This window comes from Streptomyces sp. YGL11-2 (assembly GCF_050054615.1).
In the GTDB taxonomy this organism is placed as follows: domain Bacteria; phylum Actinomycetota; class Actinomycetes; order Streptomycetales; family Streptomycetaceae; genus Streptomyces.
The window spans coordinates 81103-92114 of the sequence record NZ_JBNHIN010000013.1 but is presented as its reverse complement, the minus strand read 5'-3'; the positions used below and the strand labels follow the sequence as shown (position 1 = coordinate 92114).

General features: G+C 74.9%; 7 protein-coding genes. 5 read left to right on the top strand and 2 right to left on the bottom strand.

Going from position 1 to position 11012, the window contains the following annotated elements; genetic code table 11:
- The first annotated feature begins 5 nt into the window (after window positions 1-5).
- Window positions 6-1436, top strand: coding sequence for an NAD(P)/FAD-dependent oxidoreductase (locus tag ACO1BR_RS17185; protein WP_426795941.1), 1431 nt, complete (start codon window positions 6-8; stop codon window positions 1434-1436).
- A gap of 181 nt (window positions 1437-1617) precedes the next feature.
- Window positions 1618-2328 carry a DUF4232 domain-containing protein gene (locus ACO1BR_RS17180; RefSeq protein WP_426795940.1) on the top strand — a complete coding sequence of 237 codons (711 nt, stop codon included), beginning with the start codon at window positions 1618-1620 and terminating at the stop codon, window positions 2326-2328.
- Window positions 2329-2382: 54 nt separating this feature from the next.
- Here the strand turns inward: ACO1BR_RS17180 and ACO1BR_RS17175 are convergent, their stop codons facing one another.
- Together ACO1BR_RS17175 and gabT are read right to left on the bottom strand one after the other, a co-directional pair.
- Window positions 2383-3120 carry a phosphatase PAP2 family protein gene (locus ACO1BR_RS17175; RefSeq protein WP_426795939.1) on the bottom strand — a complete coding sequence of 246 codons (738 nt, stop codon included), beginning with the start codon at window positions 3118-3120 and terminating at the stop codon, window positions 2383-2385.
- Between the two features lie 492 nt (window positions 3121-3612).
- A complete protein-coding gene (gene gabT / locus ACO1BR_RS17170; RefSeq protein ID WP_426795938.1) occupies window positions 3613-4962 on the bottom strand; it encodes a 4-aminobutyrate--2-oxoglutarate transaminase in 1350 nt (449 codons plus the stop codon).
- A 207-nt stretch (window positions 4963-5169) separates the two neighbouring features.
- Between gabT and ACO1BR_RS17165 the strand changes: the two genes are divergently transcribed.
- From ACO1BR_RS17165 to ACO1BR_RS17155, 3 genes are all read left to right on the top strand, one after another.
- A complete protein-coding gene (locus ACO1BR_RS17165; protein ID WP_426795937.1) occupies window positions 5170-7314 on the top strand; it encodes an ATP-binding protein in 2145 nt (714 codons plus the stop codon).
- A gap of 216 nt (window positions 7315-7530) precedes the next feature.
- The gene (locus ACO1BR_RS17160) at window positions 7531-9237 is read left to right on the top strand and encodes a PucR family transcriptional regulator (protein ID WP_426795936.1); all 1707 of its coding nucleotides are present in this window, start codon (window positions 7531-7533) and stop codon (window positions 9235-9237) included.
- 190 nt (window positions 9238-9427) lie between these two features.
- A complete protein-coding gene (locus ACO1BR_RS17155; RefSeq protein ID WP_426795935.1) occupies window positions 9428-10885 on the top strand; it encodes an aldehyde dehydrogenase family protein in 1458 nt (485 codons plus the stop codon).
- Window positions 10886-11012: the final 127 nt, after the last annotated feature.

Below are 11012 nucleotides of genomic sequence, written 5' to 3'. Positions count from 1 at the left end.
GAACCATGGCACGAGCTGACGTGCCGTATCCGTCCGAAGCGTCCCCCGTCCATGCGCTGGCCGACGCCTCCCCCAAGCCGTTCTGGCTGGAGGACCCGGCCCGCCCCGACGCCCTGCCCGCCCTCGTCGGCGACGAGCGCTGCGACCTGCTGGTGGTCGGCGGCGGCTACAGCGGCCTGTGGACCGCGCTGCTCGCCAAGGAGCGCGACCCGCGGCGCGATGTCGTCCTCATCGAGGGCCAGGAGGTCGGCTGGGCCGCCTCCGGGCGCAACGGCGGCTTCTGCGCCGCCTCGCTCACCCACGGCCTGGGCAACGGCCTGGCCCGCTGGCCCGGCGAACTCGCCGAGCTGGAGGAGCTGGGCGCCCGCAACCTCGACGGGATCGAGGACGCCCTCGCCCGCCACGGCATCGACTGCGACTTCGAGCGCACCGGCGAGATCGACGTCGCCACCGCCCCGCACCAGGTCGCCGAACTCCGCGAGATGGCCGAGGAGGCCGGGGAACTCGGCCTGGAGGGACGGGAGTTCCTCGACCGGGAGGCGATCCGCGCCGAGGTCGACTCGCCCACCTTCCTCGCCGGCCTGTGGGACCGCACCGGCGTCGCGATGCTCCACCCGGCCAAGCTCGCCTGGGGCCTCAAGCGCGCCTGCCTCTCCCTGGGCGTCCGCGTCTACGAGCACACACCGGGCACCCGGCTCTCCTCGCGCGGCGCGGGGATCGCCGTCCGTACCCCGTACGGCAGGGTCTTCGCCCGGCACGCGGCGCTGGCCACCAACGCCTTCCCGTCGCTGGTCAAGCGGGTGCGCCCGTACATCGCGCCGGTCTACGACCACGCCCTGATGACCGAGCCGCTCAGCGCCGAACAGCTCGCCGCCGTCGGCTGGAAGAACCGGCAGGGCCTCAGCGACAGCGCCAACCACTTCCACTACTTCCGCATCACCGCCGACCACCGCATCCTGTGGGGCGGCTACGACATCGTCTACCGCTACGGCGGCGGCGTACGGGCCGAGTACGACCACCACCCGGCCACCTACCGCAAGCTCGCCCACCACTTCTTCCGCTGCTTCCCGCAGCTCGAAGGGCTCCGCTTCAGCCACGCCTGGGGCGGCGCGATCGACACCTGCTCCCGTTTCTCGGCCTTCTTCGGCACCGCCCACGGCGGGCGGGTGGCCTACGCGCTGGGCTACACCGGGCTGGGCGTCGGCGCCACCCGCTTCGGCGCGGACGTGATGCTCGACCTGCTGTCGGGGGAGCACACCGCACGCACGCGGCTGGAGATGGTGCGGAGCAAGCCCCTGCCCTTCCCGCCGGAGCCGGTGCGGTCGCTGGGCATCGGCCTCACCCAGTGGTCCATGACCCGCGCCGACGAGAACGGCGGCCGCCGCAACCTGTGGCTGAAGGCCATGGACAGGATGGGCCTGGGCTTCGACAGCTGACCCGCCTCTCCCTCGTACACCTCAGGGGGCGGGCGGCCCGTCGCCGCCTGCCCCTGCCGCCTTCTCCCGTGGGTGACGCGGCGGCCGGATGTTAGCGGCCTGTTAGCCGATCATCAGCGGCGGCGACCAGAGTGGTATCCGCGAACGACCACCGGACGCAGCCGACCACAAGGGGGACACCATGTCACTCACCACGCTCCGCCACGGCCGCAGGGCCGCCGCCGCGGGCCTGATCGCGGTCGCCGCGCTCGCCCTGACCGCCTGCAACGGCGCCGCGTCCGACGCCGCCGGCTCTCCTTCCGGCTCCGCCTCGGCCGCCGCCGCGGACTCCGGCGGTACCGGCGGCTCCGGCGACGGCGGCACCTCGGGCGCCACCGCGGGCGGTTCGACGGGTGCCAAGTCGACGTCGGACGGGCACCGTTCGCACGCCGGGAACGGTTCGCAGGCCGGCGCCGGCTCCGCGGGCGGCCGGTGCACCACCGACGGACTCCGGGCCGGCTGGGGCTCCGAGGGCGGCGGCGTCCCCGACATGAAGAGCGACTCCCAGCAGACCGCCGCGGTGTGGCTGAAGAACACCGGCACGGCGAGCTGCACCCTGGACGGCTTCCCGGGCGTCCGGATCAAGGGCACCGACGGCACCACCTGGGACCTGCAGCGCTCCGGCAAGAAGCCGGCCCCGGTGACGCTGAAGCCGGGCGCGCACACCCAGTTCACCATCGAGCTGCTGCCCACCACCGGCAAGGACGACAAGAAGGTCGAGCCCGGCCTGGTGACCGTCACCCCGCCGAACGAGAAGAAGTCCTTCGTGCTCAAGTGGCCCTACGGCGGCGCCCTCCTCGACCAGTCGGGCGCCACCCACCCCGGCACCTTCGTCAACCCCGTCAACGGCTGACGGAAGGGCAGTTGGCGCCACGTCCGGGGGCCGGTGGCTAGGGTCGGACAGGCCCTAGCGGTCCACCAGGCCCTGGCGGTCCGGTCCGGACCGCCCGCCCCACCGGTCGCACACCGCGCACCACAGGGGCAGCAGCACACCGGCCAGGCACCAGCTGCCGAGCACGTCGAGCGGCCAGTGGTACCCCTGGCGCACCAGCCCCAGGCCGACGCCCACATTGAGCAGCCCGATCCCCGTCGCGAGCAGCACCGCGGCGGGGACCGCCGCGATCCGGCCGCGGCCGCGCTCCGCCGGCCGGCCGTCCTCCCGGTGCGCGGTGCCGCGGCGGTGCGCCCGTGCCAGCAGCAGCGCCGCCAGGCCGTAGGCGACGGCCGCGGTGGCCCCGTGCCCCGAGGGATAGAAGCCCTCGTGCGACCCCGCCATCGGGGGCGGCCCCGGCCGGTCGAGCCACACCTTGAACGGGACCACCAGCGCGGGCACCGCGGCCAGGCCGCCCAGCGCGGCGAGCGGCGGCAGCCAGGGCCGCGCCGGTCCCGTACCCGCCGCGCGCCGCAGCCGCCACAGCGCCCACCCCGCCGCCACCAGCAGCACCGGCAGTGCCACGGCCGTGTTGCCGAGATCGGCGAGGAACTGGGCGAGCGGCCCGGGGACGGCACTCGCCTCCACGCCACGGCCGAGCCGTTCGTCGAGGGCGCGCACCGCGCCGTGGGCCGCCACCTGCCAGCTCATCAGCCCGAAGAGCAGCGCGCTGACCAGCGCGATGATCCCGTAGCGGCGGCCGGGGCAGGGCACGCGGAAACCACGGAAAAGCGGCCGTCCCGGAACAGGGGGGGTGGTTCCGGAACGGCCGCGTCGACCGGTGTCCCGCGCGCCCCGGGGGGTCTGGGGCGGGCGGACATCCGATCGGTGAGGATTCCCGGAGCGAGCGGCTCCGGTGTTGTGCGCGAGGGCACGGCCAGGTCGAAGCCGGGGAAGCGCCGACCGGGCGTCACCCGCAGTCCCCTGCGGGTGGGGTGTTTCTCTCATCTGCAGAAACCGTACGGCACCGGGACCGCACCCGTAAGCCGCATCACCCGCCCGCCATTGCCCCCGCACATCTTCTTCACGCGGCACTTCAGACGGTATCTCCCGTTCCGTTTTCCGCCGGTGCCCGACGAGAACGGGGCGCGGCCCGGGACACGGCCCGCGCCGTACCCCCGGCCGTGCCCGGATGGGGTGCTGCTGCCGTTCTGTTGCCGTGCTGCTGCCGTTCTATGGGGCGGCCCGTACGGACCCGGCCGCCGCTCAGAGCGTGCCGAACGCCGCCTCCAGGATGTCCAGGCCCTCGTTGAGCAGGTCCTCGCCGATGACCAGCGGCGGCAGGAAGCGCAGTACGTTGCCGAACGTGCCGGTCGTCAGCACCAGCAGGCCCTCCTGGTGGCACGCCTTGGCGAGCGCGCCGGTGACCTCCGGGTCGGGGTCCTTGGAGCCGGACTTGACCAGCTCGATCGCGATCATCGCGCCGCGTCCGCGGACCTCACCGATGATGTCGTGCTTCTCCTGCATCGCGGTGAGGCGGGCCTTCATGACCTCCCCGATGCGCCTGGCCCTGGCGTTCAGGTCCAGCTCGCGCATGGTCTCGATGGAGCCGAGCGCGGCGGCGCAGGCCACCGGGTTGCCGCCGTAGGTGCCGCCCAGGCCGCCCGCGTGCGCGGCGTCCATGATCTCCGCGCGGCCGGTGACGGCCGCCAGCGGCAGACCGCCCGCGATGCCCTTGGCGGTGGTGATGAGGTCCGGGACGACGCCCTCGTCCTCGCACGCGAACCACTGGCCGGTACGGCAGAAGCCGGACTGGATCTCGTCGGCGACGAAGACGATCCCGTTCTCCTTCGCGAAGTTCGCGATCGCCGGGAGGAAGCCCTTGGCCGGCTCAATGAAGCCGCCCTCGCCGAGCACCGGCTCGATGATGATCGCCGCGACGTTCTCCGCGCCGATCTGCTTGGTGATCTGCGTGATGGCCTGGTCGGCGGCCTCCCGCGCGCAGTTCTCCGGGCCGGTCAGCCAGCGGTAGGGGTAGGCCAGCGGAACGCGGTAGACCTCGGGGGCGAACGGGCCGAAGCCGTGCTTGTACGGCATGTTCTTCGCGGTCAGCGCCATCGTCAGGTTCGTCCGGCCGTGGTAGCCGTGGTCGAAGACGACGACCGCCTGGCGCTTGGTGTACGCGCGGGCGATCTTGACGGCGTTCTCGACGGCCTCCGCACCGGAGTTGAACAGCGCCGACTTCTTTGCGTGGTCGCCCGGCGTCAGTTCGGCCAGCGCCTCGCAGACCTCGACGTACGGCTCGTACGGCGTGACCATCGCACAGGTGTGGGTGAAGTCGGCGAGCTGTGCGGTGGCCCGGCGGACCACGGCCTCCGCGCTGTTGCCGACGGAGGTGACCGCGATGCCGGAGCCGAAGTCGATCAGGGAGTTGCCGTCCACATCCTCCAGGACGCCGCCGCCCGCGCGCTTGACGAACACGGGCAGCACGGCGCCGACGCCGGCCGCCACGGTGGCCTGCTTACGGGCCCACAGCTCCTGGGACTTGGGGCCGGGGATCGCGGTGACGACGCGACGCTCCTGGGGGAGGGCGGGGCCTCCGGACAGTTCGGTCATGGCAGTCTCCTGGGGGTGGAACACGGACGTACAGAGGTCTTGTTCTCGCAGGTTAGGGGCGGTCAACCGGGTCCGGCATGTTCCGATCGGGAGAAGTGCGCGTGTTGCGTTGTCCGCACCGGACATAGCCACGGTGCGCGGCCAGTAGATTGAGCGGCGGCAGACCAGGGTTAGAGGGTCACGGTTCGAGGGGGACAAGGGCACCGGATGGACACCGACGGCACCCAGGACGCGCGCGACACCCGCTCCGACCGGATCCCGCGGCAGGCGGCACCGCCCACCCCGCCGCCGCCCGCCGCACCGCCCCGGCCGGTCGCCCCCGCCGCACCGCCGGCCGGCCGGCCGGGCGGCGCCGAGCCGCCGCTCGTCGGGTGGCTGCGCACCCCGCGCCCGGCCGCCGCGCCCGGCATCTGGACGTACGGCCACCGCCCCCGCGCCAAGGAGGCGCCCGAGCGGGTCCCGCTGCGGCAGCTGATCAGCGGTGCGGTGATCTCGTTCCTGTGCGGCTGGCTGCTGTGGTCCCTGCTGTGGAACCAGTACCTCGGCAGCTACTGGCTCCTGCCGCTGTTGCTCCTGACGCCCGACTCCTGGCGCGACGGGACCGAGCCGATGGCCTACGTCTGGGCCACCTACATCTATTACGGCCTCTTCCTCGCCCTCATGGCCGTCGTCTTCGGCCGCCTCGGCCGCTGGCCCGAACTGGCCCGCCGCGTCCTCGGCCCGGCCCTGCGCCGGCTGCGCGAGAGCGCCCCCGCCGCCGTGCCGCAGCCCGCCGCCGACCGCGCCCAGTGGCCCGAGCTGCGGTCCCACGGCGCCCCCGACGCCGCGGACCGGCTCGCCGAGGAGGCGCGCGCCGGGCGGATGAACGATGTGGACGTGGCCCGGATCGAGCGCGCCTGGCGCTCGGTGCGCTCCGGGAAGAACTCCCTCTCCTCCTTCACCGACACCGTCCTGCGGCACGGCGCCGCGGCCTGTGCGCACCCCTCCGGGCAGCGCGACCTGGCGCACCGCACCGCCCGGCACGATTTGCTCGCCCACCAGGTCCGCATCGGCACCGCCGCCGACCACCCGCGCAACCCGTACCAGCACCGGGGCACCGGCTCCGCCCTGGAGCCGCGGGTGCTGGGCACCTCCCTGCTGGCCGTCGGGCCCGCGGGCAGCGGCAAGACGACCCGGGTCGTGCGGCCGGTCGTGGAGGCCATGTGCCTCCAGGCGCTCGCCGGGCAGTGCGCCGTCGTCGCCGTCGGCCCGGCGGGGGCGGACCTCGGGCCCGCCGACGCGTACGACGTGGTCGTCGCGATCGGCCGCCCGGACCCGGACTGCGACCTCGACCTCTACGGCGGCACCACCGATCCGGACGAGGCGGCCGGGATCCTCGCCGAGGCGCTGGTCGGCGATCTCGCCGCGCAGCTGCCCGGCGGCGACAGCCGGCGCGCGGCGACCGCCCTGGCGCAGCTGCTGGGCCCCTTCCGGGCCGCCCACGACCGCTTCCCGACCGTGCCCGAGCTGCGCGAACTGCTGGACGGCGCACCGCAGGCGGTGGCCGCGCTGCGCACCGCCCTGGAGGAGGCCGGCGACCAGACCCTGCTGCGCGAACTGGACGCCCGCGCCCGCCAGTCGGAGCGTCCCGGCGACGTCGGCCTGCTGCTCGCGGACCGCATCGCCCTCCTCGACCGCCCGGCGTTCGCCCCCTTCTTCGACCCGACGGGCGCCACCCGCCAGGTCTCGCTGCGTTCCCTCGACCACCCGCTCCGGGTCCGTATCGAACTCCCCGAGCGGGGCCACGCCGAGGCGTCCCGGATCCTCGCCCGGCTGGTCCTCGCCCAGTTCACCGAGTGCGCGGTGGCCCGCGCCGACCGTTCGCTGTTCGCCTGCCTGGTGCTCGACGAGGCCGCGCACACCGTCACCGCCGAGGCGCTGCGCGGCCTCCAGCGGCTGCGGTCGGCCAACGCCGGCGCGGTGCTGACCCTGCGCTCCCTGGACGACGTCCCCGAGGGGCTGCGCAGCGCGCTGCTCGGCGCGGTCGGCTGCCGGATGGCGTTCGCCGGTGTGACGCCCTGGGACGGGGCGCCGTTCGCCGAGGTGTGGGGCAAGGAATGGGTGGAGACCCGTGATGTGACGGACCGTCAAATCATCGCGCACGGTGCCGGGATGAAGGCGTTCCACATCTTCCGCCACCTGGTCACCGGGAAGGCGGCCACCTCCAAGGCCGTCACCGTCCGCACCGTCGAGCGCGAACGCTGGTCCGCCTCCGACCTCGCCAACTCCCTCCCCGCCGGGCACGCGGTGCTGTCCGTGACCACGGTCGAGGGCGAGCGCACCCCGCCCGTCCTGGTCGACCTGCGCTCCTGAGGGCGCGGGCCGGACCCGGGCCGACGGGGGCGGCGGGGAGGGAGGGACCCGAGGGGCCGGAGGCGGCGCGCGGTGACCGGTTCCGGGAGGTGTCCCCCAAACCCTCCGTTGAGGCAGAATCGACACCAGCCGTTCATACGGGGCGGCGCAAACGATCCTGTGCCAGTCCTGGGGTGCCGACCGCTCCCGCCGCCCACCGCAGCCACCGAAGGTCCCATGCCGCACACCCTCGCCTCCCTGGTCAACCACACCGCGCTCAAGCTGACCGTGCGCGCGGCCGAGGACCGGCTCGACGTCCCGGTGCGCTGGGCGCATGCCAGTGAGCTGATCGACCCGGTGCCGTACATGGAGGGCGGCGAGCTGCTGCTGATCACCGCGCTCAAGCTGGACGCGGCGGATCCGGACACCGCACGCCGGTACGTGCGGCGGGTCGCCGAGGCGGGGGTGGTCGGGCTCGGGTTCGCGGTCGGGGTGAACTACGAGGAGGTGCCGCAGGCGCTGGTCGACGCGGCCCGCGAGCAGCATCTGCCGCTGCTGGCCGTGCCCCGCCGCACGCCGTTCATCGCGATCAGCAAGGCGGTCTCGGCGGCCGTGGCGGCGGACCAGTACCGCGCGGTGACCGCCGGGTTCGAGGCGCAGCGGGAGCTGACCCGGGCGGCGCTCGGCGCCGAGGGACCGGCCGAAATCCTGGCCCGGCTGGCGGCGCACCTGGACGGCTGGGCGGCGCTGTACGACGCGTCGGGCGCGGTGGTGGCCGCGGCCCCCGACTGGGCGGCGCGGCGGGCGGGCCGGCTCGCGCAGGACGTGGCGCGGCTGCGGGAGCGTCCGGCGCCGGCCAGCGCCGTCGTCAGCGACACCGACGGCGACGACCGGGTGGAACTGCAGTCACTGGGCACCGGGCGGCGGGCGCGCGGCGTCCTCGCGGTCGGCACGGCGGCACCGCTGGGCACCGCCGAGCGCTACGCCGTGCACGCCGCCGTCGCGCTGCTGACCCTGACCACGGAGCGGTCCCGGGCCCTCCAGGACGCCGAGCAGCGGCTGGGCGCCGCGGTGCTCAAGATGCTGCTGGCCGGCGAGCCGGACCATGCGCGGGCGGTGGCCGGCCGACTCTACGGCGGGCTGCTGGACGCCCCGTTCCGGGTCCTGGTGGCCGAGCCGGTGCCCGCCGACGACCAGCAGCCGTCCCCCGATCTCCCCACTCCGTTCGAGCGGGGGGACCCCCCTGCGCAGGGCGGACCCCCAGGTCCCTGGGGCGTCGGGGCCCCGTCCGTCCTGGACGCGCTCGCCGACGCGCTGGACTCCGCCGCGGCGCGGAGCGGCGAGGCGGTCCTCGCCGTACCGGACGTCGGCCGGCTGATCGTGCTGGTCGCGGACGGCGGCGCGGCGGCGGACGCCTGCGCCGAGTTCGCCGCCGCGGCCGAGGTCCGCCTCGTGGGGCAGCCGCGGCCCCGCGGCCGGTCGGCGCGCGAGGCGGCGGGCCGGGACGCCGAGGGGCTGGCCGCCGGCCTCTCCGCGCCGACCGGCCCGATGGCCGCCGCGACCGCCTACCGCCAGGCCGAGCAGGCGCTCGCCGTCGCCCGCCGCCGGGGCCGGGTCCTGGTGGAGCACGCGGACGTGGCGGCCGGCTCGGTCCTCCCGCTGCTCGCCGACGACGCGGTGCGCGCCTTCGCCGACGGGCTGCTGCGCGCGCTGCGCGAGCACGACGCGACCGGCCGCGGCGACCTGGTGGCGTCGCTGCGCGCCTGGCTCGCCCGGCACGGCCAGTGGGACGCCGCCGCCGCCGACCTGGGCGTGCACCGCCACACCCTGCGCTACCGGATGCGGCGGGTGGAGGAGATCCTGGGCCGCTCGCTGGACGATCCGGACGTCCGCATGGAGCTGTGGCTGGCGCTGAAGGCGACGTCGGTGCCGCCGGGGGAGTAGCCCGGGGGAGCGGCGCACCGGCGCCCGCCACCGCGCTGACTCCACCGCGGAGGGACACGGCACCGGATTTCGCCGCTTCGGACAAGCGTCAGGACGGCCCCGCGCCCCTACGGTGGGCTCAGAGTCAACCGCCAAGCCGCTCCCCGAGCTGCGCGCACCACCCACCACCACTGAAGGGCCGGGATCCACTGTGCCGAACACTGCTGCAGCCCCCACCGCCTTCTGGCTCGCCGGCCGTCAGGCCACCGGCGACGCCACCTTCGATGTCACCTCCCCCTGGGACGGACGTCTCGTCGGCACGGTGAGCGTTCCCACCGAGGCCCAGGTCGAGGAGGCCGTCGCCGCCTCCGTCGCCGTCCAGGAGGAACTGGCCGCGACCCCCGCCCATGTGCGGGCCGCCGCCCTGGACCACGTGGTGCGCGGGCTCCAGGAGCGGGCCGAGGAGATCGCCCGGCTGATCTCCGCGGAGAACGGCAAGCCCATGAAGTGGGCCCGCGGCGAGGTCGGCCGCGCGGTGTCCGTCTTCCGGTTCGCCGCCGAGGAGGCCCGCCGCTTCAACAGCGGCGAGGCGCAGCGCCTGGACACCGACGCGGGCGGCGCCGGCCGGCTCGCGCTCACCCGCCGCTTCCCGCGCGGCACGGTCCTGGGCATCGCGCCGTTCAACTTCCCGCTGAACCTCTGCGCCCACAAGATCGCCCCGGCCATCGCCGCCGGCGCCCCGATCATCCTCAAGCCGGCCCCGGCCACCCCGCTGTCCGGCCTGATCATCGGCGAGCTGCTCGCCGGCACCGACCTGCCCGCCGGCTCCTGGTCCATCCTCCCGGTCCCCAACGACCGCATGCCGGCGCTGGTCCAGGACGAGCGGCTGCCGGTCATCTCCTTCACCGGCTCCGACAAGGTCGGCTACGCCATCCTCGACTCGGTGCCGCGCAAGCACTGCACCCTGGAACTGGGCGGCAACGGCGCGGCCGTGGTCCTGCCCGACTGGTCCTCCGAGGCGGACCTGGACTGGGCGGCGCAGCGCATCGCCACCTTCTCCAACTACCAGGGCGGCCAGTCCTGCATCTCCGTGCAGCGGGTCATCGCGGACGCCTCCGTCTACGACCGGCTGGTGCCCAAGGTCGTCGCGGCCGTCGAGGCCCAGGTCACCGGCGACCCGTCGGACGACGCGACCGAGGTCGGCCCGCTGGTGAGCGAGGACGCCGCCCAGCGCGTCGAGTCCTGGGTGGACGACGCCGTGCAGCGCGGCGCCCGGCTGCTGGCGGGCGGCAAGCGCGACGGCGCCTCGTACGCGCCGACCGTGCTGGCGGACGTGCCGTCCGACGCGATCCTGGCCTGCGAGGAGGTCTTCGGCCCGGTGCTCACCCTCAAGAAGGTCGACGGGGTGGACGAGGCGTTCGCGGCCGTCAACGACTCCAAGTTCGGCCTCCAGGCCGGGGTGTTCACCCACGACGCCCGGACCGCCTTCCGCGCCCACCGCGCGCTGGAGGTCGGCGGTGTGGTGATCGGCGACGTGCCGTCCTACCGCGCCGACCAGATGCCGTACGGCGGCGTCAAGCAGTCCGGCGTCGGCCGCGAGGGTGTGCGCTTCGCGATGGACGACTACACCTACGAGCGGGTGCTGGTCCTCACCGGACTGGACCTGTAGGACCCGGCCGGTTCCCGGCCCACCCGACGGCCTGGTCCGGTGGACAGCGACGGCCATCCCTTGGGCCGTACCGCCCAGCCAGGTCCCCGGCCGGCGCACCCCCCGGCGCCGGCCCCGACGCGGCGCG